This is a genomic window from Mixta sp. Marseille-Q2659 (assembly GCF_940807255.1).
GTDB lineage: Bacteria > Pseudomonadota > Gammaproteobacteria > Enterobacterales > Enterobacteriaceae > Mixta.
Genome location: NZ_CALNWY010000021.1, coordinates 12715 through 36830, shown reverse-complemented (window position 1 = coordinate 36830; position 24116 = coordinate 12715). Strand labels below are relative to the sequence as shown.

General features: G+C 54.7%; 20 protein-coding genes and 1 pseudogene. 5 read left to right on the top strand and 16 right to left on the bottom strand.

Annotation, left to right across the window (positions count from 1 at the left end; translation table 11 throughout):
* Positions 1 to 79: 79 nt before the first annotated feature.
* Positions 80 to 1318, bottom strand: coding sequence for a conjugal transfer protein TraF (locus P3C52_RS14665; RefSeq protein ID WP_275555713.1), 1239 nt, complete (start codon positions 1316 to 1318; stop codon positions 80 to 82).
* Positions 1319 to 1765: 447 nt separating this feature from the next.
* Between P3C52_RS14665 and zur the strand changes: the two genes are divergently transcribed.
* A complete protein-coding gene (gene zur, locus P3C52_RS14660) occupies positions 1766 to 2281 on the top strand; it encodes a zinc uptake transcriptional repressor Zur (protein WP_275555712.1) in 516 nt (171 codons plus the stop codon).
* A gap of 265 nt (positions 2282 to 2546) precedes the next feature.
* Here zur and P3C52_RS14655 read toward each other — a convergent pair whose 3' ends face one another.
* From P3C52_RS14655 to P3C52_RS14640, 4 genes are all read right to left on the bottom strand, one after another.
* Positions 2547 to 2759: a CsbD family protein gene (locus tag P3C52_RS14655; RefSeq protein ID WP_275555711.1), complete on the bottom strand. Its 213-nt coding sequence runs from the start codon at positions 2757 to 2759 to the stop codon at positions 2547 to 2549.
* Between the two features lie 221 nt (positions 2760 to 2980).
* Positions 2981 to 4303 (bottom strand): MATE family efflux transporter DinF, encoded by a 1323-nt coding sequence (gene dinF, locus P3C52_RS14650; RefSeq protein ID WP_275555742.1) that lies wholly within the window; start codon positions 4301 to 4303, stop codon positions 2981 to 2983.
* 236 nt (positions 4304 to 4539) lie between these two features.
* Complete coding sequence (gene lexA / locus P3C52_RS14645) at positions 4540 to 5148, bottom strand: transcriptional repressor LexA (RefSeq protein ID WP_275555710.1); 609 nt, start codon at positions 5146 to 5148, stop codon at positions 4540 to 4542.
* A 105-nt stretch (positions 5149 to 5253) separates the two neighbouring features.
* A complete protein-coding gene (locus P3C52_RS14640) occupies positions 5254 to 5622 on the bottom strand; it encodes a diacylglycerol kinase (protein WP_275555709.1) in 369 nt (122 codons plus the stop codon).
* 129 nt (positions 5623 to 5751) lie between these two features.
* Here P3C52_RS14640 and plsB point away from each other — a divergent pair, with 129 nt between their 5' ends.
* Positions 5752 to 8175: a glycerol-3-phosphate 1-O-acyltransferase PlsB gene (plsB, locus tag P3C52_RS14635; protein ID WP_275555741.1), complete on the top strand. Its 2424-nt coding sequence runs from the start codon at positions 5752 to 5754 to the stop codon at positions 8173 to 8175.
* Between the two features lie 120 nt (positions 8176 to 8295).
* Here the strand turns inward: plsB and ubiA are convergent, their stop codons facing one another.
* The 5 genes from ubiA to malK all read right to left on the bottom strand — a co-directional run bounded on the left by ubiA (position 8296) and on the right by malK (position 13369).
* Complete coding sequence (gene ubiA / locus P3C52_RS14630) at positions 8296 to 9159, bottom strand: 4-hydroxybenzoate octaprenyltransferase (RefSeq protein WP_275555740.1); 864 nt, start codon at positions 9157 to 9159, stop codon at positions 8296 to 8298.
* Positions 9160 to 9178: 19 nt separating this feature from the next.
* Positions 9179 to 9706: a chorismate lyase gene (ubiC, locus tag P3C52_RS14625; RefSeq protein ID WP_275555708.1), complete on the bottom strand. Its 528-nt coding sequence runs from the start codon at positions 9704 to 9706 to the stop codon at positions 9179 to 9181.
* A 151-nt stretch (positions 9707 to 9857) separates the two neighbouring features.
* Positions 9858 to 10799: a maltose operon protein MalM gene (gene malM, locus P3C52_RS14620; protein ID WP_275555707.1), complete on the bottom strand. Its 942-nt coding sequence runs from the start codon at positions 10797 to 10799 to the stop codon at positions 9858 to 9860.
* 94 nt (positions 10800 to 10893) lie between these two features.
* Positions 10894 to 12219 (bottom strand): maltoporin, encoded by a 1326-nt coding sequence (locus P3C52_RS14615; RefSeq protein ID WP_275555706.1) that lies wholly within the window; start codon positions 12217 to 12219, stop codon positions 10894 to 10896.
* Positions 12220 to 12232: 13 nt separating this feature from the next.
* Complete coding sequence (malK, locus tag P3C52_RS14610; protein ID WP_275555705.1) at positions 12233 to 13369, bottom strand: maltose/maltodextrin ABC transporter ATP-binding protein MalK; 1137 nt, start codon at positions 13367 to 13369, stop codon at positions 12233 to 12235.
* Between the two features lie 337 nt (positions 13370 to 13706).
* Between malK and malE the strand changes: the two genes are divergently transcribed.
* From malE to malG, 3 genes are all read left to right on the top strand, one after another.
* Positions 13707 to 14900, top strand: coding sequence for a maltose/maltodextrin ABC transporter substrate-binding protein MalE (gene malE, locus P3C52_RS14605; RefSeq protein ID WP_275555704.1), 1194 nt, complete (start codon positions 13707 to 13709; stop codon positions 14898 to 14900).
* A 116-nt stretch (positions 14901 to 15016) separates the two neighbouring features.
* The gene (malF, locus tag P3C52_RS14600) at positions 15017 to 16558 is read left to right on the top strand and encodes a maltose ABC transporter permease MalF (protein ID WP_275555703.1); all 1542 of its coding nucleotides are present in this window, start codon (positions 15017 to 15019) and stop codon (positions 16556 to 16558) included.
* Between the two features lie 10 nt (positions 16559 to 16568).
* Entirely contained in the window at positions 16569 to 17459 is an 891-nt protein-coding gene (malG, locus tag P3C52_RS14595; RefSeq protein WP_275555701.1) for a maltose ABC transporter permease MalG, read from the top strand.
* A 100-nt stretch (positions 17460 to 17559) separates the two neighbouring features.
* Here the strand turns inward: malG and psiE are convergent, their stop codons facing one another.
* From psiE to pgi, 6 genes and pseudogenes are all read right to left on the bottom strand, one after another.
* Positions 17560 to 17958 carry a phosphate-starvation-inducible protein PsiE gene (gene psiE, locus P3C52_RS14590; protein ID WP_275555700.1) on the bottom strand — a complete coding sequence of 133 codons (399 nt, stop codon included), beginning with the start codon at positions 17956 to 17958 and terminating at the stop codon, positions 17560 to 17562.
* A 146-nt stretch (positions 17959 to 18104) separates the two neighbouring features.
* Positions 18105 to 20197 (bottom strand): annotated as a pseudogene (locus P3C52_RS14585) (YjbH domain-containing protein).
* Entirely contained in the window at positions 20197 to 20937 is a 741-nt protein-coding gene (locus tag P3C52_RS14580; protein ID WP_275555699.1) for a capsule biosynthesis GfcC D2 domain-containing protein, read from the bottom strand. The pseudogene P3C52_RS14585 and the gene P3C52_RS14580 overlap by 1 nt, the downstream one beginning before the upstream one ends.
* A complete protein-coding gene (locus P3C52_RS14575) occupies positions 20934 to 21581 on the bottom strand; it encodes a YjbF family lipoprotein (protein ID WP_275555698.1) in 648 nt (215 codons plus the stop codon). The genes P3C52_RS14580 and P3C52_RS14575 overlap by 4 nt, the downstream gene beginning before the upstream one ends.
* Before the next feature lie 74 nt (positions 21582 to 21655).
* Positions 21656 to 21904, bottom strand: coding sequence for an exopolysaccharide production protein YjbE (gene yjbE / locus P3C52_RS14570; protein ID WP_275555697.1), 249 nt, complete (start codon positions 21902 to 21904; stop codon positions 21656 to 21658).
* Positions 21905 to 22462: 558 nt separating this feature from the next.
* Positions 22463 to 24109, bottom strand: a complete 1647-nt coding sequence (gene pgi, locus P3C52_RS14565) for a glucose-6-phosphate isomerase (RefSeq protein ID WP_275555696.1) — start codon at positions 24107 to 24109, stop codon at positions 22463 to 22465.
* Positions 24110 to 24116: the final 7 nt, after the last annotated feature.

The window sequence follows — 24116 nt, the reverse complement described above, 5'->3', positions numbered from 1 at the left end:
GTGGAAATTATGCGCAATGATAACACAGCTTGCTGCGCGGGCTGTAGGGCTGCGCCAGAAACGACGCAGCCCTGTACGCTTAGAAAGAGAAGCCCAGCTGCGCCATTGCGCCCCAGGTATTGTCTTCGCCTACTGAACCTGCCAGATCGAGGTGAACGCGGTTATTAAATGGTGAAATGCCAAAGCCGGCGCTGACCACGTTGGTATCGTTTGATTTCATATCGGCGTGATAGCCGCCGCGCAGCTGCAGCCAGTCCAGCACGCGGTATTCCACACCCACGCCAGCATACTGACTGTCATCCTGTGATTTAAAGCGTTTAGTACGGGTCGCATCTACATCCAGCGATGCCGTCAGCTTTTCTGTATGCCAGGCGGCGCCTGCAGTCACCAGCGGGCGAATCTGGTAAGTATCGCGATAGCCATTTACCTCTTTGGTATCGATATCGCGCGAAATCAGGTTTTGCGCGCTCAGGCCGAAGGTCCAGTTTTCACCTACGTCAGTAGAAAGGCCCGCATCAATGTTGAAACCGGTATCGTTGGTGCGGTATTCGCTGTTGGTGACTTTATCTTTATCAAAATTGTAAACCGAGGCGCGATAATTATAGAGACGCGTTTGTTGCAACTTAGGCGTAATACCCACAGAAACCGGCTGTTCGCCGATCATAAATTCGTGGGCAACAGCAATACCATAGTCCGCCACAATCGCCGCCACGCCGGTCGCGCTGGAACGCAGCAGATACGGGTCGCCAGGTAGTGTGCCCGCCGCCACGGAATCAAGATAGTCAATATCGCTTTGCACTACGTCGGTCTGTAAATGCGCCGTACCGTAGGCTTTCGCGACAAAAGCAAAGGGCAGGGTTTCATTCGGCACGGCGACTACAATCGCCGCGCCAGCGGCGCCGTCCGCCTTATTGCCGCGTAAATCACGCAGCTGATTGGCCAGATCGCCAGAAGCGAAACGGATGTCTGAAGAGTTAGTGATTAGATCGATAAGGTCGAAATCTCTAAACACATTCTGGTAGTAATTAACGGTATCGGTGACATCGTCAATCTTATCGACCATTTTGTCTTTATCGGTTATCTGCACGCCGACTGACGGCAGGATAACGCTAACGCGATCTTCTGCGCGCCCTTTCGTCAGTAAAGCCGGGTTAGATAAAGGCGCGGTCGTATAGTTAGATGAAGCCACGCCGGTGCCGCCCATGGCATCGTTACGCGCATCAAAATAGCTGCCGCCTGCAAAGGAAGAAAATGAGGTAAAGATTAACGACGTTAATACCGCTACCGGGGAAAGTTTCAAACCTTGAATGTTTTTCATTGCCATTTTCAGACGCCACCAAAATAAGCTGAATGTAAGAAGGAGATCGCTGAGTAAATGATGACCAGCAATCGCCCATTTTATTGCCCGGAACTCAGGCCTTTTTCCCCGACTTATCAGTGGATTGCTGCTTTTATAAGCAATCGGTGGCTTAGCTGTTATCTTATTTTGGCAGTTTAACTTTTCTGCTGTTCTTAAGCCTGATTGAACATTAGCTGGATATTTTTTCGCATGCAAACAGGAAAACAGCAGTTCCAGCCGGATCTAAATAAGATTGTTATTTCTTCAAGCCGTATCAACGCGTTACCGCGATGATACGCGGTACGGTATTTACGGTTTTTTAGTGACTTCAGGCAGTTTTATGCGCTTTTAGACAAGGTTAAGGAAGGAGTCGGCGTTTTTTAAGCGACGTGATAAAATAACATTTCACTCGCCCGGAGAAAAATTATGAGCGTATCGCCTTCTCAACAGATTCTGTCGCAGGCTGAGAAAATCTGTCTGCAACGCAACGTGCGCCTGACGCCGCAGCGTCTGGAGGTGCTGCGTCTGATGACTGAGCAAAACGGTGCAATCAGCGCTTACGATCTGCTGGATTTGCTGCGCGTTTCTGAGCCGCAGGCCAAACCGCCTACCGTTTATCGTGCGCTGGATTTCCTGCTTGAACAGGGTTTTATTCACCGCGTTGAATCGAACAACAGCTATGTCGTTTGTCATCATTTCGAAGAGCCGGAACATACATCAGCCATGTTGATCTGCGACCGCTGCGGCGCGGTCAATGAGCAGCATGCGCAGGGCGTTGAAACGATGCTGCAGCTGCTTTCCCAGCAGAGCGGTTTTTCCTTACGCAACATGGTGATTGAAGCTCACGGCTTATGTGCCGGCTGTAAGGATGTGGAGAGCTGCCAGCAACCAGAAAGCTGTAGCCACGATCACAGCGTGACCAACAAAAAACGCGGACGTTAAGCCAGGCCGCTGCAGGAAGAAATAGCGCCAGCAAAAAATAACGGGACGTGCGTTTGAACGTAAGGGGATTAACAGGAAAAAATAAGGGAGCCTTATTGCAGGCGGCAAAAGCGATGGAAATTTAGTAGAAGCGTGACGTGTGGCTTAATGCAGATACAAATCCTCTAAAAGTAAACGAGGGTTCGCGGAACGGGAGATTGTAAAAAAGGAAAGGAACGGCACTTTCCGTGTGCCTGGGCAGGAGCCTTTTCCTGAAAAACGCAGCTTACCAGCGATGATCGCGGTTTGTGGTTTCCCAGTCGCTGACTTCTTTTTCCGCTTCGTCTTTGGCATAGCCGTAGCGTTCCTGAATTTTACCGACCAGCTGATCGCGTTTACCTTCGATGACGGTCATATCATCATCGGTCAGCTTGCCCCATTTTTCTTTCACTTTACCTTTAAACTGTTTCCAGTTACCGCCGGCTTCGTCTTTGTTCATAGTTGTATCCTCTACCTTAGGTGCTAACAGCTTGATGGCCTTCAGCAGCAATCCTCATCAGAAAAGCGCTGACTCCCTGTTTGTTACAGTTTTAAGTGTAGCAGGAAGAGGCGGCTCTGCTTAAAAAGCCAGGCAGATGAACTAAAAACAGCGGCAAAAAAGCGGCAGTTGTGCTGAAAACCCTGTGGTTTCAGCAAATAAGCGTAGCCGTAACAACTGTATCAAAGCGTAAACCAGACGCCACGACGCTGATAATTTCGCCATATCCAGCCAAGGGTTACGCCACGCAGCAGCAGGAACAGCGTAACGGCCAGCCACAGACCATGATTTCCCAGCAGCGGCACGGTTAATAAAGTCAGCGCGAATCCCAGCGCCGCCAGCGCCATGCTGTTACGCATTTCGCGCCCGCGCGTGGCGCCGATAAACATGCCGTCCAGCAAATAACACCAGACACCCGCCAGCGGTAAGAGGATTTGCCACGGCAGATAATGATTCGCCAGCGACTGCAACTCCGGTAGCGAGGTTAATAACGCCACAATTTCCTGACCGAAAAAGGCGTAAACCTGCGCAAACAGCAGTGCGACCAACCCAGCCTGCCGACAGGCAGCAAGCCAGACCTGATGCAGCTTTGAGGCATCGCGCGCGCCAAAGGCTTCACCTGAGATCGCCTCGACCGCATAGGCGAAACCATCCAGCGCATAGGCGGTAAAGGTCAAAAACATCAACAATACGGCGTTAACCGCAACGATTTCACTGCCCATGCGGGCGCCAAAAATCGTTACTGAGGCAAAGCAGAGCTGAAGCAGCAGTGAACGCAGCATAATGTCGCGATTCAGACGCAGCAGGCGGCGCACATTGCCGGTTACCCCTTGTTTTAAATGGGCCAGGGTTATCTGACGCAGGCGCAGCACATGCCATACCATCATCAGCCCCACCAGCAGCGTAATATATTCGGCTATCGCCGTGGCCGCCGCCGCGCCGATAACGCCCCAGCCCAGACCAATCACGAACCACAAATCGAGCAGGATATTCACCAGGTTGCCGACGATCAGCAGAATAACCGGCGCACGGGCATACTGAACACCCAGCAGCCAGCCGAGTAATACCAGATTTGCCAGGGTTGCGGGCGCGCTCAGCCAGCGAACATGAATAAAGCGCTGTGCCTGCTCCAGTACCGCTGGACTGCCGCCAACAATCTGCGCCGCCAGCGCGCTTAGCGGCCCTCGCAGCACAATAAAGGCCAACCCCGCCACGACAGCAATCAATAACGGCTGCACCAGCGCCCGCGCCAGCGCCGCTTTATCGCCAGCACCAAAGGCCTGCGCCGTCAGGCCGGTGGTACTCATGCGCAGAAAAAGCAGCAGCATAAAAAGAAAGCTGGTAGCCGTCGTACCGACGGCGACGCCGCCCAGATAGACGGGACTATCAAGATGGCTAATCACGGCGGTATCTACCAGGCCCAGCAGCGGTACGGTAATGTTTGACAGGATCATTGGCAGCGCCAGCCGCCAGAGGTGCTTATCGGTCTTAGAGAAGAAGCGCATAGTTGTGTACAACATGAAGCGGACAATAAGCCGTAAAGCTTATCGCCAAAAGGGGGGAATAACAGCATATAGTGCGACGAGGCTCGGGCCGACGCACAGAAGGCAAACTTGTCGACAGAACAGAGAATGTTACCGGCAAGCCGGTCTTAACACTTTTTACCGCTGCGAATAACATTAACGGCAAGTGCGGGTTAACGCCGCTCGCCGTGATGAATACCATCCGCAGCGCGGTAAATTTAAAGCCAGTCGCCGTTACGAATAACGCCAACGGCAAGGCCTTCAATAGTCAGCGTTTGCTGCTGCAAATCGACGACAATCGGCTGGAAATCATTGTTTTCAGGCAGAAGCTGCACCGTATTGCCCTGACGCTTCAGACGTTTAACGGTCACTTCGTCATCAATACGTGCGACCACCACCTGGCCGTTACGCACATCCTGCGTTTTATGCACTGCCAGCAGATCGCCATCAACAATGCCGATATCTTTCATCGACATACCGCTAACGCGCAGCAGGAAGTCAGCGTGGGGCTTGAACAGATTAGGATCGACCTGGAAGCGGCTTTCAATATGCTCTTGCGCCAGCAGCGGCTCTCCTGCGGCGACGCGGCCAATCAGCGGCAGGCCGTTTTCTTCTTCCGCCATCAGACGAATCCCGCGCGAAGCGCCGGATACCATCTCAATAACGCCTTTACGCGCCAGCGCTTTCAGATGTTCTTCTGCGGCGTTAGGGGAGCGAAATCCTAACCGGGCGGCGATTTCCGCACGCGTCGGCGGCATGCCCGTTTGATTGATATGATCGCGAATCAGGTCATAAACCTGCTGCTGCCGAGCCGTTAAGGTTTTCATCCCGCCCCCTGGTTGTTTATACAGTCGCTGTGAGTATATACAGGTATCAGCGGAATGGAAACCAAATGCTGTGTAAAAAACAACACATTGTCAGTTGCGGAAGCGTTATCGCAAATATGGCCAGAGCAGGCTTGCCCAGACGAAAACGGCCAGTATGATGCTGAGCAGAACCGCTGCCGAGCCCATATCTTTCGCCCGCCCAGCCAGCGGATGGAACTCGCTGCCGATGCGATCGACCACCGCTTCGATAGCGCTGTTAAGGATTTCAACAATAATAATCAGAAAGACGGAGCCGATCAGCAAAACGCGCGTCATTGCATCGACATCGAGCCAGCAGGCGATAATGATGGCCACCAGCGCCATCACCGCCTCCTGGCGAAAGGCCGCTTCATGCTGCCAGGCCGCCCGCAGGCCTTTCCAGGAATATCCGGCCGCTTTAATAATGCGAGTCAGGCCCGTTACGTTATTTGCCATGTCCAGGGAACCCTTTGCAATGTTTAACGTCAATGTCAGGGGTGCAGCACTAATTGCAACACCACAGATCTTCAATGCGCTTTCTGGTATGCTTGCGGCGCTTTGCTAACAAGAGGCTTCATGTTGTCTATGTCAGGTTGGCGTAAACTTTATTATAAGTTACTGAATTTACCACTTACATTTTTAGTTAAAAGTAAGGCGATTCCGGGCGATCCGGTCGCAGAACTGGGGCTCGATACATCGCGTCCCATTATGTATGTGCTGCCTTACGATTCAAAGGCCGATCTCCTTGCGCTGCGCACCCAGTGCCGTCTGCACGATCTGCCCGATCCGCTTGAACCCCTGGAGATAGACGGCACGCTGCTGCCGCGTTACGTTTTTATTCATGACGGGCCACGCGTTTTCCCCTATTTCGTGCCGAATCAGGAATCGGTAAAGCTGTTTCACGATTATCTCGATCTGCACCGCAACAATCCCGATCTGGATGTGCAAATGGTGCCGGTATCGGTGATGTTTGGCCGTGCGCCGGGGCGCGAGGTGCAGGGCGAACAAACGCCTCATCTGCGCGAGCTGAACGGCGTACAGAAATTCTTTGCCGTGCTGTGGCTGGGACGTGACAGCTTTGTGCGCTTCTCGCCCATGGTTTCTCTGCGCCGCATGGCAACGGAACATGGCACCGATAAAACCATCGCGCAAAAGCTGGCGCGCGTGGCGCGTATTCATTTCGCCCGTCAGCGACTGGCCGCCGTCGGCCCGCGTCTGCCGGTACGTCACGATTTGTTCAATAAGCTACTTCAGTCGAAAGCTATTGCTAAAGCGGTAGAAGATGAGGCGCGCACAAAGAAAATCTCGCAGGAGAAAGCGCAGCAGAACGCCATCGAGCTGATGGAAGAGATTGCCGCCGACTTCTCGTACGAGATGATCCGCCTGACCGATCGCGTTATCGGCTGGACCTGGAGCAAAATCTACCAGGGCATTAACGTCAGCGGCGGTGAGCGCGTGCGTCAGCTGGCGCTCGACGGGCACGGCCTGGTTTACGTGCCTTGCCATCGCAGCCATATGGATTATCTGCTGCTCTCCTACGTGCTTTATCATCAGGGCCTGGTGCCACCGCATATCGCCGCAGGTATCAACCTTAACTTCTGGCCTGCCGGTCCGATCTTCCGTCGTCTTGGCGCATTCTTTATTCGCCGCACCTTTAAGGGTAATAAGCTCTATTCCACGGTGTTCCGCGAATATCTGGGTGAGCTGTTCAGCCGCGGCTATTCGGTGGAGTATTTTGTGGAAGGCGGACGCTCGCGTACCGGCCGTCTGCTCGATCCGAAAACCGGCACCCTGGCGATGACTATTCAGGCGATGCTGCGCGGCGGCAACCGTCCGATTACCGTTGTGCCGGTTTATATCGGCTACGAACACGTTATGGAAGTGGGTACGTACGCTAAAGAGCTGCGCGGCGCGGCTAAAGAGAAAGAAGGCTTTATGCAGATGCTGCGCGGCCTGAGTAAGCTACGCAACCTGGGCCAGGGCTACGTTAACTTCGGCGAACCGTTGCCGCTGGTGAACTACCTCAATAAGCAGGTGCCGGAATGGCGCGACTCAATCGATCCGATTGTCGCGCAGCGTCCGCACTGGCTGACGCCGGCGGTGAATGATATTGCCCAGCAGATTATGGTGCGTATCAATAATGCGGGCGCCGCCAATGCCATGAACCTGTGCGTAACCGCCCTGCTCGCTTCGCGTCAGCGCTCGCTAACCCGCGAACAGCTTATTGAACAGCTGGAGTGTTATCTCGAACTGTTGCGCAACGTGCCTTACTCATCAGACGCGACCGTGCCGGATATGACGCCGGAAGCGCTGCTGGAACACGCGCTGAACATGAACAAGTTCGAAACCGAGAAAGACAATATCGGTGATATTGTTATTCTGCCGCGCGAGCAGGCGGTGCTGATGACCTACTATCGCAACAACGTGCATCATATGCTGGTGATGCCGTCGCTGATTGCCGCCATCGTGCAGCAACACAGCGAGATTTCAGCCGCCGAGCTGCTGCGTCAGGTTAAGGTCATCTATCCGCTGTTGAAGAGCGAGCTGTTTCTGCGCTGGGATAAGGAAGCGCTGCCGCAGCTGCTGCAACAGCTGGTTGCCGAGCTGGCGCGTCAGCAGTTGATTATTATCGAAAACGACATAATTCGTCTGAACGCCACACGTTTCCGCACGCTACAGCTGCTGGCGGCGGGCATGCGTGAAACGCTACAGCGTTATGCGATCACTTTCTCTATCCTCAGCGCAAACCCGACAATTAACCGCGGTTCGCTGGAGAAAGAGAGCCGCACGCTGGCTCAGCGTCTGTCGGTTCTGCACGGCATCAATGCGCCGGAATTTTTTGACAAGGCGGTGTTCTCCACGCTGGTGCTGACGCTACGTGATGAAGGCTATATCAGCGATACCGGCGATGCCGCGCTGGAGCAGACGCAAAGCACCTCGCGTTTGCTGAACGAGCTGATTACCAGCGATGTACGCCAGACCATAGAAAATGCGGTCGCGCCCAGCTAAGCGTGAGCCGACAGGTAAAAAAGCGGGCGCCAATGGCGCCCGCTTTTTTTTAGATTAATTGACCTGCCTGAAGCTTCATTCACTGCTTAACTGGTATCTCTGCTTGCTGGCCGCTCAAAACTACCACTGGCTGAACGGCGGCATATTCAGTGCGATGCCAATAAAAATTACCAGCCCGACATAGTTATTATTCAAAAAGGCCTGAAAACAGGCTTCACGCTGGCGCTCGGCGATCAAGCGCTGCTGATGCACAAACAGCGCGGCGGCCAACAGCAGCGACCAGTAAAAGGCGCCATCCAGCCCCATGCGCAACCCAACGATACTTAGCAGCAGCAGCGTCGAAAGCTGCAGCAGTCCGATAATAAGCTTATCGAAACGACCAAACAGAATGGCGGTTGATTTCACGCCAATCTTGAGATCATCGTCCCTGTCGACCATCGCATACTGCGTGTCATAGGCCACCGTCCAACAGATATTGGCAAAAAACAGCAGCCAGCAGTTAAGCGGCACGCTGCCGCTGACCGCCGCCCAGCCCATAGGAATCGCCCAACCGAAAGCCGCGCCCAGTACCACCTGCGGTAAATGGGTGTAGCGCTTCATAAAAGGATAGATCCAGGCGAGCGCCAGCCCGGCGAACGACAGCCAAATCGTCAGCGCATTCATGGTCAGCACCAGCGCAAAGGAGACCAGCACCAGCGCCGCAAACAGCACCTTAGCCTCTTTCTCGCTTACCGCGCCGCTGGCCAGCGGCCGCTGTTGCGTGCGTTTTACGTGCCCGTCGATTTTGCGATCGGCAAAATCATTCACCACGCAGCCCGCCGCGCGCATAAAAAAGACGCCCAACACAAAGACAACCAGTACCTGCAACGGCGGTACGGCGCTGTTCGCCAGCCACAGCGCCCAAAGTGTCGGCCACAGCAGCAGCAGCGAGCCGATCGGCTTATCGATACGCATCAGGCGGCTCCAGGCCTGCAGCTTATTCAGCGTCACTCCTTGTTCACTATTACTCACGGCATTCTCCAGACAAACTTTGATAAAGCGGCGACGCAGGCAAAAACAGTTCGGTTAACAGCAGCGGCTTGCCTGACAAACGCAGGCGCGAGCGACGTCCCCACAGCGCGGCGGCGCAGCCGGGATCGATAAAGTCACGTGACAGCGTTGAGGATGAAAAGAGATACCGGCCCAGCGGACGCGTACCCAATTGGCTGAGCATCGTTTCCGGCCCGTTCAGCGTCGATTCCGGCACCACCGTGCGCCCAGCCAGCCAGGGAACGCCATCACCGGATAGAATGATCTCACGCAGCCAATAGCGCGGCTCCAACGGCAGGAAGGTCAGCTCCTGAGGAATGTCATCTGCGGTAACGAAACCTTCAAACTGCGGCTCAACGGTCACTTTACGACAGTGGCGCTCAAAGCGCTTCGTCATGGAATCTTCTTCCAGCAGCCAATCCAGCAAAGGCGCGGACAATAAAGGTGATGACGAGGGAAGCCATTCAAGGGCGCGCAGCTGAGAAAGCGCGTTATCGGACATACGGCATCTCCGGTAAAAAACAGGTGCCATAGTGTAGCGCAGAGCCTCGCGCAGAACACGCAACGCCGCAGAAAAACCGCCCGGTCAGCGGGCGAAAAAGGGTGCGCCGAAGGCGCACCAATCGTCCAGCAAGATCAGCAATATGGGGATGTTATCCCTTGCCTTTCACACTGCTGATAAAGGTTGCGCGCGCCGATGTAGAGCCAAGGCGTTCCGCCTCGTTCATCAGCTTAAGCGCTTTATCGATGTCGCCCGCTTTTGCTGCTTTGCGAATGCCATCGTTAAAATATTTTTCGGTATCATTCAGCATCGGCTCAGATTTCGCGGCTGGCGCTGGCGCAGCAACAGGTGCCGGTGCGTTCACCGTCGGCTGGCTCGCTGCCGTGGCGGCGGTGCTGCCGACTACCACCGGTTTCGCATCGCCGGAACCAAAGATCTTGCCGATCATGATGTTGCCGCTGTTCTGCTCACTTTTCACTTTCAGCGCCAGCGTACCGGTATTCACATGCTGCACCACCGGATCCGGCACGTCAGGAATGGCGTTGCTCGCCCCTTCCGCATAGAGTTTGGCCGGATTGATCATGGTAGAGGTTTGCGCCAGGTCGCGCGTGGTGGTGTAGATCAGCAGGTAAATCTGTTTCTGTCCCAGCACCGGCGTCAACTTCATGGTGCCTTCCAGCCGGTTAGTGGCGACGATGCCCGGCTTCTGATAGGTGAAATAGCTGCTGGGGAAAAAGGCCGCTGGCTGAAGCTGGCTATCCAGCACCAGCACGTTCGGCGCATAGACGCGCTGATCTTTCATAATGCTGGCCAGCGTTACTTCCAGCGAGCCCTGATCGGCGGGCAGCGCGATCGCGGCTACCGGGCCGCTGATGTCGCCTTCATTCAGGCTCACCGAGGCGGCGTTCAATACAATGTCCTGACTCGCCGGCGGCGTCATCGGCAGCCAGGAGAGGCGTTGGAGTTTTTCCGGCGCAATAGATGGCGCGGTCGCGACATTTTGCGGATTGAGGCTGGTGCTGGCGGCGAAGGCAGGCAGCACGGTAAAACTCAGGGCCGGAAACAGGCAAAGCGCGAGTAGATGTTTTTTCATTTTTTTATCCTCAAGAGAAACCCGCCTCTCTCAGGCAATAGGGAGGCGGGCTAAGGTAGGACGCCGGGCTAATTACACCCTTTCAGATTGTTTCTTACCACCAGGCTTCCATCTGAATACCGAAGGAAACTTCATCGTTATCGCCACGGCTGAAGGTATGCGCAGCGTTATCGCTGTAGGCGACGCCAGCAGTGGTGCCCGGCAGGTTGCCGGTGTAGTTCTGATCGTTTTCGTTAGAAGAGGCGTAGCCCCATTTCTCATCCCACTTGGCGTAGGTGGCGAACACGCGAATGGCCGGACGTGACCAAATGCTGTTGCCTGCCTGCCACTGCTGGGCCAGGGTGACTTTATACTGGCTGTTGCGTTCGCCGGTACGCTGTGACTTCACGTTGTCATAGCCCGCTTCCAGCAACGTACTCATGATCGGCGTCCATTTGTACATCGGGCGCACGCCCACGGTGTACCAGGTGGTGCCGTTGTTGTTATCGCGATCCACATCCTGGTACATACCTACGTACATCAGGCTCCAGGTATCGTTAAAGTCAATGGCGCCGTGGTCGATCACGCGGATCATAGAACCGTTATTGTTCTCTGCGGTGCCCGGACGACCGTTGCGGTTCTGTGTCATCGCATCGGTAGCGTACTGCACAACGAATTTGTTCAGGCTGGTGCCGTAGAAGGTCTGGGTATGTTCCAGCGTCGCCATCCAGCCATCATCAGAGGCGTCTTCGTTATTGGGGCTGTAGCCGTCGGTATCGTTAGCGCTGCCGTAGTCAAAGCCCAGCTCCAGCGAGCCGCCTGGGTTGACTTCCATGCCGCCTAAACGCACATCGAAAATATCGTTAGCGCGATCCTTGGGCGTACCGCGCGTATTGCCGGTAACGAAGGCTGAAGAGCCGCCAGACTCGCTGCTGCGGGTAGCCGCCAGTGACAGCTTGCCGAAGCCGAGATCGATATCTTCAATACCGCCGCCAGGACCGGAAATATCCCAGTAGTAAAAGTCGATCATATGCACGTCGTGACGCTTGTAGTAGCGCTTACCGGCCCAGATATTGGCGCCCGGCAGCGCATCAAACAGATTTTTACCCACCACGTTCATCTGGCGCACGGCCGGAGAATCTTCTTCATAGTCATTCTGTTGAGAAACGCTGTAGCCGATCATGGTATCGACGTAGAAGCTTTTTTCGCCCTCTTTCCAGACTTCCTGCCCCAGCTCGACTTCCGCATAGGTCTCACATTCGTTGCCGAGACGGTATTTAGAGTTGGCACCGGTTGCCTGGAAGCACTGCTGCTCGCCGCCGCTGCCGGTCCAGCCGATACCGGAACGAGCATAACCTTTGAAATCCACCGCGCTGGCGTGCGGAGCCACAACTGCGAGGGCCACTGCCACGGCCAGAGGGTACTTAGAGCGCGTTATCATCGCGATTCTCCTGTTATGATTTTACTGTTGTTATGTGTGCTTCTACGCCGGGTTCGCTGTGTAACCGACGGCAGGCGCGTCCATCTTCGCGGAACAGATGGCAACGCTGTGGCGGCAATCCGATGGCGTATTGGGCACCTTCTTCAACCAGCACCACGTCGTTCTGGCGATAAACCAGGTTCTGACGCAGCGCAGGTATTTGGATATGGATTTGCGTTTCGTGACCGAGCTGTTCGACCACCTGTACTGTCCCTTGCAGCGTGACGTCTGCTACCTCGCTGGGCAGCAGGTGTTCCGGGCGAATGCCCAGTGACATATTGGCGCCGACCTGCACACCGGTGCTGTCCACCGGCAGCCAGATTTGCTGACGGTTCGGCAGCTCGACCTGCACCTGGTCGATGGCGGTCGCGGTGACTTTCACCGGCAGGAAGTTCATCTTCGGCGAGCCGATAAAGCCGGCGACAAAGCGGTTAGCGGGATAGTGGTAGAGTTCCAGCGGCTTGCCGACCTGGGCAATATTTCCGCCTTCCAGCACCACGATTTTGTCCGCCAGCGTCATCGCTTCGACCTGATCGTGGGTGACATAAATCATGGTGCGCTGCAGGCGCTTATGCAGGCGGGAAATTTCAATACGCATCTGCACGCGCAGCGCGGCATCCAGGTTGGACAGCGGCTCATCCAGCAGGAACACCTGCGGCTCCGCCACCAGCGTACGGCCGATGGCTACGCGCTGACGCTGGCCGCCGGAAAGCGCTTTCGGCTGGCGATCGAGCAGATGCGCCAGCTGCAGCACTTCAGCGACCTGCGAAACGCGCTGCTGAATTTCACCTTTGCTGGTGCCAGCCAGCTTGAGGCCAAATGACATGTTATCCGCCACCGTCAGGTGGGGATAAAGCGCATAAGACTGAAAGACCATTCCTACGCCGCGTTCTGCGGGCGGCACCTCGTTCATGCGCTTGCCGCCGATAGTCAGCTCGCCGGACGTAATCTCTTCCAGTCCCGCAATCATACGCAGCAGCGTTGACTTGCCGCAGCCTGACGGCCCGACAAATACCACGAACTCTCCTTCGGTGATGGTCAGATTAATATCTTTCGATACCACCACATCGCCCCAGGATTTGGTGACCTCTTTCAGCACCACATTCGTCATTGGCTTCTCCCGTCTCCACGACTTCCTTCGAATGGCAGGAGTGTGCGTGAAGGCCGGGGAGGAAAAATCCTCCACCATGCGCTTTTTTGCGGGGGAGGAGGCAGGAGGATGAGTGGATGGCGAAAAGGGGGGATCCGCAGGCCCGACAGGCTTTTTCGTGATCGAAACGGCAGGAAAAGAGGCTCTTTTTTGTGTCCCGACCCGCAGAAAGCGGCAAAAAAGCTAACGGGATCACACTTCTTGCTGGTGGGGCGTAGAAACAGGGAGGATGAGTCAGCCGTCGCTTATCAGCAGACTTCTGCCTAACGACAACCACTCACGTTTAGAGGTAAGGGAAATGTCAAAGTTCAAACTGAATAGCAAAACGCTGTTGTTATGCGCCATGACCGCTGCGCTATTACCGGGCGCAGCGCTGGCAAAGATCGAAGAAGGCAAGCTGGTTATCTGGATTAATGGCGACAAGGGCTACAACGGCCTGGCGGAAGTGGGCAAGAAGTTTGAGCAGGATACCGGCATTAAAGTTACCGTTGAACATCCCGACAAGCTGGAAGAGAAATATCCGCAGGTTGCCGCTACCGGCGACGGCCCGGACATTATTTTCTGGGCGCACGATCGCTTCGGCGGCTATGCCCAGTCCGGCCTGTTGGCGGAAATTTCGCCGGACAAAGCGCTGCAGGAAAAAATCTATCCCTTTACCTGGGAGGCGGTGCGCTTTAACGGCAAGCTGATCGGTTATCCGGTGGCGGTAGAATCGCTGTCGCTGATTTATAACAAAGACCTGCTGCCGAATCCGCCGAAAACCTGGGAAGAGATCCCGGCGCTGGATAAAGAGCTGCGCGCCAAAGGTAAGAGCGCGATTATGTTTAACCTGCAGGAGCCCTATTTCACCTGGCCGCTTATCGCAGCGGACGGCGGCTTCGCCTTTAAGAAAGAGAACGGCAGCTATAACGTAAAAGAGGTGGGCGTTAATAATCAGGGTTCTCAGGAAGGTCTGAAATTTCTGGTCGACCTGATTAAAAATAAACACCTGAATGCGGATACCGATTACGCCATTGCCGAGGCGGCGTTTAATAAAGGCGAAACCGCCATGACCATTAACGGTCCCTGGGCCTGGAATAATATCGACAGCGCCAAAGTGAATTATGGCGTCACCCTGCTTCCCACCTTTAAAGGCAAACCGTCGAAGCCATTTGTTGGCGTACTGAGCGCCGGTATTAACGCTGCCAGCCCGAATAAAGAACTGGCGAAAGAGTTCCTCGAAAACTATCTGCTGACCGACGATGGCCTGGCAAAAGTGAATGCGGATAAACCGCTGGGCGCCGTGGCGCTGAAATCCTACCAGGAGAAGCTGGCGAAGGATGAAAAAATCTCCGCCACTATGGAGAACTCGCAGAAAGGCGAAATTATGCCGAACGTGCCGCAAATGGCCGCCTTCTGGTATGCGGAACGCAGCGCGGTACTGAATGCGATTAACGGCCGCCAGTCTGTAGAAGCTGCGCTGAAAGATGCGGAAAACCGTCTGACTAAGTAAGGACTTGCTATCGCTTCGCTTCCGGTCACCTGCGGTTTATACCGTCAGGTGACCGGATTTTACCTGATGCTACGGCTGGCCCGTATTCTTTTAATCTGTTCCAGAGGGACCCTGAAATGGCAAAATCCGCATTGTGGTGGCAGCGTGACGCCCTGAAGTGGCTGGTTCTTGCCCTGTGTGTGATGATAACCGGTTACCTGGTTGTCCTGATGTATGCTCAGGGCGAATACCTGTTCGCTATCGTTACATTGATACTGCTTAGCAGCGGCCTGGTGATCTTTTTCCGCCGTCGCGCACAGGCGTGGCGCTACGTCTGGCCGGGGCTGGCGGGCATGGTGCTGTTTGTCCTGTTTCCACTCGCCTGTACTATCGCCATCGCTTTTACTAACTACAGCAGCACCAACCAGCTCTCTTTTGAGCGGGCGCGTCAGGTTCTGCTGGATCGCCAGTTTCAGGCTGGGGAAAGCTATCCATTCTCGCTCTGGTCAACCGCAGATAATCAGTGGCGGCTGCAGCTGGACAGCGCAGGTAAGCACTTTATCTCTCCGCCCTTTGCACTCTCTGGCAAAGGTGAGCAAACACTTACTCTTTCCGAAACGCAGCAACCGCCAACAGGCGAACGCGCTATGCTGCGCGACATAACCAAAAACCGCCAGGCGCTTTCCCAGCTGACCGCCCAGCTGCCCGACGGCACGCAGCTGCGCATGAGTTCGCTGCGTCAGTTCTCCGGCACCCAGCCGCTCTATCGCCTCGCTGAAGATAACTCGCTGACCGATAAGCAGACCGGCAAAATCTGGTATCCCAATGACGATACCGGCTTCTGGCAAACCAAAGATGCTAACCAGCAGTGGACCAGCGAAAAGCTGAGCCCCGGCTATACGGTCGCCGTCGGCTGGGATAATTTCCTGCGCGTGCTGACCGATAAAGGCATTCAACAGCCGTTCATCGCTATCTTCATCTGGACGGTGATTTTTGCCGCGCTGACGGTGTTCCTGACCGTCGCGGTTGGCATGGTGCTGGCCTGCCTGATGCAGTGGGAAGCATTGAAAGGACGCGCGGTTTATCGCCTGCTGCTGATTCTGCCCTACGCGGTGCCCGCTTTTATCTCTATCCTGATCTTTAAAGGGCTGTTTAACCAGAGCTTTGGCGAGATCAATATGATGCTCGATGGCCTGTTCGGCATTAAACCCGCCTGGTTCAGCGATCCGGCGATGGCGCGCACCATGCTGGTTATCGTCAACACCTGGCTTGGCTACCCTTACATGATGATTCTCTGTATGGGGCTGCTGAAGGCGATACCGGACGATCTCTACGAAGCCTCAGCGCTGGACGGCGCCACGCCGATGCAGAATTTCTTCCGCATTACGCTGCCGCTGCTGATCAAACCGCTGACGCCGCTGATGATTGCCAGCTTCGCCTTTAACTTTAATAACTTTGTGCTGATTCTGCTGCTGACCGACGGCGGCCCGGATCGCCTGGGCACCACGACGCCGGCGGGCTATACCGATCTGCTGGTGAGCTATACGTGGCGCATCGCCTTTGAAGGCGGCGGCGGACAGGACTTCGGCCTGGCAGCGGCAATCGCCACGCTGATCTTCCTGCTGGTTGGCGCGCTGGCGCTGTTTAACCTGCGTTTCACCCGCATTAAAACGGATTAAGGAGCGAAACATGGCGATGGTTACCCCTAAATCACAAAAGCTGCGCTTGGCGCTTACGCACCTGCTGCTGCTCGGCTTTATCGCGCTGATCATGTATCCGCTATTAATGGTGCTGGCGATTTCGCTACGTCCCGGCAACTATGCCATCGGCAGCCTGTTGCCGGAGCATATCTCCTGGGATCACTGGAAGCTGGCGCTCGGCATGTCGGTTACGCATGAAAACGGCAACGTAACGCCGCCGCCATTTCCGGTGCTGCTGTGGCTGTGGAACTCGGTAAAAGTGGCGGCCATTACTGCAATTGGTATTGTTGCGCTTTCCACAACCTGCGCCTATGCTTTTGCTCGTATGCGATTTCGCGGTAAGGCGACGCTGCTGAAAGGAATGCTTATATTTCAGATGTTTCCCGCTGTACTTTCGCTGGTAGCCCTGTACGCTCTGTTCGACCGTTTAGGGCAGTACATTCCTTTTATCGGCCTGAATACCCATGCCGGGCTGATCTTTGCCTACCTCGGCGGTATCGCGTTACACGTCTGGACGATTAAAGGCTATTTTGAAACCATCGACGGTTCGCTGGAGGAAGCAGCAGCGCTGGATGGCGCGACGCCATGGCAGGCTTTCCGCTTGATTCTGTTGCCGCTCTCCGTGCCGATTCTCGCCGTGGTATTTATTTTGTCTTTCATCGCCGCCGTGACGGAAGTGCCGGTTGCGTCGCTGCTATTGCGTGATGTGAACAGTTACACGCTGGCGGTTGGGATGCAGCAGTATCTGAATCCGCAGAACTATCTGTGGGGTGATTTTGCCGCCGCCGCGGTGCTGTCGGCGCTGCCGATTACGCTGGTGTTCCTGCTGGCCCAGCGCTGGCTGGTTAGCGGCCTGACCGCGGGCGGCGTGAAGGGTTAACCGTTTTTTATTGCCATTGTTGTTTTTGTTGCCTTTGTTGTTATTGCCACTGCTATGTTGTTCCCTGTGTATATTCTGGCGGCCCGTTGGCCGCCTTTTTTTATTCGCGCTTCAGCCGGTTGCTGTTCGCCAGCCATAGCGTAACCACCAGAATTAAAATGGCGGCGGAATAGCAGAGCGTATCAAACGGATTTTTATGATCGACAACAATCAGGCGAATAATGGCGGTAATGCCGATATAGACGAAATAGCGCAGCGGAAAATGGTAGCCCGACTGGAAATATTTCACGATAAGCGCAATGAACTCGAAATAAAGAAACCAAATCACGATACCTTCCACTAGCAAATAAGCGGAAGCCGCCTCACCGGTATTGAGTAATACATTGGCCAGATGAATCGTCTCTTTGCCCAGAAAGACGATTAAAATAACGCCCAGAATAAGCAGGCCTACGTTTAATACCCACTGCAAAACAGCGGCAATAATTTTTCCACTCATCATTATTCGTATCCTTTGCGATGCGATGTTTCCGGCGAATGCCGTATCAGCATCATGACAGAATGTGACCAGGATCACAGTATAGCCAGCGTAAAAAAAACGCCCTGACAAAAGCCAGGGCGTTGAGCAAATGATAAGCAATGATGCGGTTAGCGGAAATGAATATCGCGATCGCTGGTCATATCGTACAGCTGATATTTACGGCCCAGCATCTGGCCGCCGTCGCGCGTCAGCGGTGTCCAGTTAACCTGAGCGCGGCCACGGTTATGGGTGACAGTGAACAGATCCATCGGCACCGAAATATAAAAACCTTTGGTAAAGTCACCTTCGCCATACTCATCGCCGGAGACGTTGGTTAAGGTGGCGTACGCGCCGACGGTTACGCCGCTGTCGAAGCGTTTCGAGACGTCGATGGTACCGCCCTTATCTTTCGCCAGGTATTCGCCGACGCTCATTTTCACCAGCACGTTGTTCATAAACCACGGCTGCCAGTAGCGGTCAGATGACCGGTCGGCACCTTGTAGTTGGTGAACTTCATCATGTTGTCCCAGTCACGCTGCTTCACGTAGTTGGCATCGACGCCCACTGCCCAGCTGGCATCGAGCGGACGGTACAGCACTTCAGCGCCCACGCCGCCGTACATCGTCTCCAGATAACCACCGTACATCTGACCATAAAAGCCGTTGCCAAATGACTGGAACCAGTTCGCCTGTAGGTTATTCACGTAGACGTTATTTTTCACATAGTCGCGGATATGGGTGCGCACGCGCGGTAGCGAGGAGTCGATTGGGCGACCGTCGTAGTTGAATTTGTCGTAGTTGTTGGCGAGGTTGGCAAACACGCCGCCGCCCACCAGCAGATGCTGCGTCAGCCAGTAATCGGCATTGGCGTTGACGCCCGCCTGATACATATAAAAGCTTTCCGGGCCGCCGACCGACTGATTCAGTACCGGCGAGAGGCCGTAGCTGAAGCGCCCTTTTTCGATATAGTAACCCTGCTCGGTTTTGCCCGGATCGACCGGATCGATGCGGCGCTGTTCCAGCGGCTGCTCGTGCCCCAGCGGATAGCCTTCCAGCTGCTGGCGCAGGCTGCTAACGCGGGTTTCGGTGGTGACCTGCGGCAGGTTGTAGCGCGTTTGGGTAACGCGCAACGTATCGATATTCTCCGGCAGGTTATTCATCAAAATGATATTTGCGCGGTCAACGCCTTCCTGCGTATCGCGGTACTTATATTGCTCACCGGTCACGTAGAGCGTGCGATCTTTAACCTGCAGATTTGGCGCATCCAGCCCGGCGTTATATTTCAGCTGCGTCAGCTGGTTGGCCGCTACCGTATGCTGCAGGATTTCCGGCTGCGGATTAGGCTGATAGCTCGGTTTTTTACTGTCGAGATGGTTGGTATGCAGCGCATTGAAATTGGTGCGCAGCGTAAAGCCGAAGGTGAAGGTATTGCCGCGCTCGTAGCTGGCATTAATGTCGGCCCAGTCGGTCAGACGATAAATCGCCCCCACGTTGACCTTGCTACGCTGTTCCAGACGGCCGGCATAGTCGCCCTGATAATCGTTGCCTTCATACTCCAGTTTCAGACGCAGCGGCTGCCACGGCGTCTGGTATTCGATACCGCCGAAGATCGATGCCGGGCCTTTAAAGAGATCGTCGCCGTTTACCGATCCCGCCGATCCGAAACCGGTACGACGATGACAGAATTTATCGTCATAAGAGCAGAACGGGTTTTTGATATTACCGCTGTTGCCAAGGTAGCCCCAGCCGATTCCCAGCGTAAAATCGAGCGGTCCCCAGGCTTTGGTGGCGACCAGATATTCGCTGTCGAACAGTCCGGTCCCGCCCAGATCGCGCGTTCCTACGGCCACTTCCGGCAGCCAGTAGCCTTCCTGCCACAGCCGCAGCTTCAGATCGAAGGCTTTGTCTTTATAGCTTTGATCACCGCTAAAGCCTTCAACCCGGCTGTAAAGGCGCGTGCGTACATCGGTATAGCGCACGGTAGTTTCCAGCCAGGGAAACAGCATCAGCGATGCGGAATAGAAACGATACTGATCGTTATCACGGTAGTTAAGGCTGAATTCGCCCTCTTTCGCCATGCGCGCCGTTGGCACCTGCATCAGGCCGACGCCGCCGAAATCTGATTGTGACGGGCCAATGGGTTCGCCCCAGGTCGCCGCCTGAGCCTGACAGGCAGACGCGACGGACACAGCGAGCAGGCTGAGAAGCATTTTTGTTTTCATCAGTCAGGGATCCGGTGCGTCAAAACAGAGATGATTTGCTGGTTAAGGTCACGGTATTCGTCCGGCAGCGCCCAGGAAGAAAAGCCGAGGTAAATGATGCTGCCCGGCGCGACTTCCACGTGACGATGGTTCCAGTAAGCGACCGGCGCTTCCTGAGTAGATCCGTCAGGCGCGATAACGATCGCGATATTGCGTTCCGCGCCGCTCAGACGTGCATGACCGGCCAGATAATCACGCGTATCGCGCCCCGGTTGCCATGCAGCTTTGCCACTACCGGCGATAGCGCCCAGCAACATAATGCTGTCGGGCCGTTGCAGGGTATACAGGCTGTATTCTCCCTCCAGCCGACGATTCGCTTCAGGGCGCAGGCGGATCCAGTCAGGATCGAGCGAGGTGAACTGCCGTCCGGTCACCCGCACCGGCGTCAGCTGCTGAATAACGGCATTGATCGCCGCCGCCCGCTCGCCCTCCTCGCTGGCTGTCCAGGCGCGCAACCGCGCCAGCGTTTGCTGGTACTGCTGTTGCGCCGCTGCCGTCGCCAGCGGCTCCGCAATAACCGTGCCGGGCCACCAGCTACGATTCGCCAACGCCGGACTGGCAAGCAGCTGCGACAGCGTCTGCGCATGGCTGACCACGGCTGTTTGCGCTGAATCAGGGTAGTAAACGGTAACCTGGCTATCCGCCAGCGCGTTAAATGACAGGCAGGCAACCAGGCCCGCTAAAAAGTGCATCTTTTTCATGATTTGGCTGGCTTCAGAATGGTGATTTCAACCGGCAGCGTATCCGCTCCCACCCGCTGCGCGCTCTGACGGATTTCGCCGCTCAGGGCGTCAATCCAGAAGGTGTTTTGCCATTCGGCACCGTTTGCCGCGCTGGTGATGGTTTCATGCCAGACGCGGCAGGCAATCTCATGGCCGCCAAGTTTCAGCACCTCATCCCGACCACGACTGAAGCGCGAAGTGAGCGTGGCCGAACGCAGTTGACCGTTTTCCGTCCAGCTCATTATGCGCGTCCAGCCTGCGTCATCACGAAGTTGCAGCGGATGCGCCAGCGGGTCCTGCGCCAGATTACTCACTTCCAGCAGGTGATCGCTCAGCCCCAGAGTTTTAACCAGACGCCCGTTTTGCGTTACCAGCATCGCCCGATCCTGCGTTATCCATTTTTGCTGGCCGTTTTCGGCATAGCCCAGCACCAGGAAGATGCGCTGACCGTCATTAATGCGTAAATACATGCTGGCGTACGGTAAGGAGGCTATCTCTTCATCCGCAACGGTCACATCGTCCGGGCCCATGACCGCCAGCTTCGCGGTATCAACCAGCCCCTGTTGCGTTGTTGTACACGCTTGCAGCAGCAGGCAAAGAAACAGCAATGGAATATGGCGCACCTGTGTATCCCTGTGTGAAGTCTGCCAAATCAGAAAATAACCACACGGGCGTGTGGTTATGATTAAAAACCGCCTTAGCGGGTGGTACTGGTCGTTGTCGTGGTGGTGGTACCGGTATTGGTTCCATCGCCGCCGCCGGATGCCGCTAAACCGACACCTAACAGCGCGCCGACGGCGCCGATACCCACGGCGGTGGTGCTGCCGGCGGAGATAGCTCCCGCTTCAGCACCCGCTGCGGCACCAGCTTCAACCGGAGCGGCAAATGCAGCCGAACCTGAGGCCAGAAACAGCGCAGCCGCTGTGGCACAAACGATTTTTTTCATACTGAAGTTTCCTTCATGAAATGAATGGATTATCTGCCTGGATGGTTTCAGGCGGCTCCAGTATAGGGCAACAAATTACCAGAAATCAGGATATAAAGAGGGCAGCAGGCAGGACGTTTTTTGTGGTGTTTTATGCTGGATAAAATAAATATTTGTTCTTTTTAAAACTAAATAACATCAAATTAATAAAATATAATGCCAATTAAATGAGGAAAATTAGATTATTTTAATTTCATATGATTTTTGAATGAATATTAACCTAATAAAGTAATTTTTAAACTATTAATTTCATTATTATGTTTTATTTTCAAATAATTAAGTTGTTAACTCTTTCTTTTTAGACCCAATTTTAACCAGAGCCGTTTAGGACTAATCCTGCGTTAATTTTCGGCGCTAATCGACATTTTAAGAAAATGCTTAGAGCAAAATAATCAGTTTCGCTACTATTCAGCAACGAAAACGCCACAGCAGTCGCAAAAATAGTTTCTGATAATAGCCTCTTTGACCACCTCATAAAAAAGGCGCCCCGCAGGGCGCCCTGTTTTAGACCGGCTTCGCTTAACGCCAGGCTTTGTAGAGATTGATCAGACCATTAGTCGAACTGTCATGGCTGGTGACTTTCTCTGCGCCTTCCAGCTCAGGCAGGATACGGTTAGCCAGCTGTTTGCCCAGCTCAACGCCCCACTGATCGAAGGTGAAGATGTTGAGGATTGCGCCCTGCGTGAAGATTTTGTGTTCATACAGTGCAATCAGCGCACCCAGGCTGTACGGCGTAATTTCACGCAGCAGAATGGAGTTTGTCGGACGGTTGCCCTCAAACACTTTAAACGGCGCGACGTGTTCTACGGATTTGGCATCTTTACCGGCATCGGCAAACTCTTTTTCGACCACTTCACGTGATTTACCGAACGCCAGCGCTTCGGTCTGCGCGAAGAAGTTAGAGAGCAGTTTCGCGTGATGATCGCCCAGCTGGTTATGGGTGATGGCCGGCGCGATAAAGTCGCACGGGATCAGCTTGGTGCCCTGATGGATCAGCTGATAGAACGCATGCTGACCGTTGGTGCCCGGCTCGCCCCAGATAATCGGGCCAGTCTGGTAATCAACCGGATTGCCGTTGCGATCGACATACTTACCGTTGGACTCCATGTTGCCCTGCTGGAAATAAGCAGCAAAGCGGTGCATATACTGGTCATACGGCAGGATCGCTTCGGTTTCGGCACCGAAGAAGTTGTTGTACCAGATGCCGATCAGCGCCAGCAGTACCGGCAAGTTCTGTTCCGCCGGAGTTTCTGCGAAGTGCTTATCCATCGCATGCGCGCCGCTCAGCAGCTGCACGAAATTGTCAAAGCCTACGGACAGGATGATGGACAGACCAATCGCCGACCACAGAGAATAACGGCCGCCAACCCAGTCCCAGAACTCAAACATGTTGGCGGTATCGATACCAAATTTAGTCACTTCTTTGGCATTGGTGGAAAGCGCGGCAAAGTGTTTCGCTACATGCTGCTCATCGCCCGCCGCTTTCAGGAACCAGTCGCGCGCGCTGTGGGCGTTGGTCATGGTTTCCTGGGTGGTGAAGGTTTTTGACGCCACCAGGAACAGCGTGGTTTCCGGGCTGACTTTTTTCAGCGTTTCGGCGATATGGGTGCCGTCAACGTTGGAAACAAAGTGCATGTTCAGATGGTTTTTGTACGGGCGCAGCGCTTCGGTCACCATGTACGGGCCGAGGTCGGAACCGCCGATACCGATGTTAACCACGTCGGTAATCGGCTTGCCGGTGTAACCTTTCCACTCGCCGCCGATGATGCGCTCAGAGAAGGATTTCATCTTCTCCAGCACCGCGTTCACTTCCGGCATCACATCTTTGCCGTCAACCAGAATTGGCGTGTTGCTACGGTTACGCAGCGCGATGTGCAGCACCGCGCGATCTTCCGTGCGGTTGATCTTCTCGCCGGAGAACATCGACTTAATCGCGCCCGCCAGGTCAGTTTCTTTCGCCAGCGCCTGTAGCTTTTCCAGGGTTTCAGAAGTGATGCGGTTTTTTGAGAAATCCACCAGCATCTGGTCGTCAAAGGTGGCGGAGAATTTCGCAAAACGATCGCTGTCTTTGGCAAACAGGTCAGCAATGCGCACATCTTTCATCTGTTCGTAATGCTGCTGCAAGGCCTGCCAGGCAGCGGTTTGCGTCGGATTGATATTTTTCATGGCAACA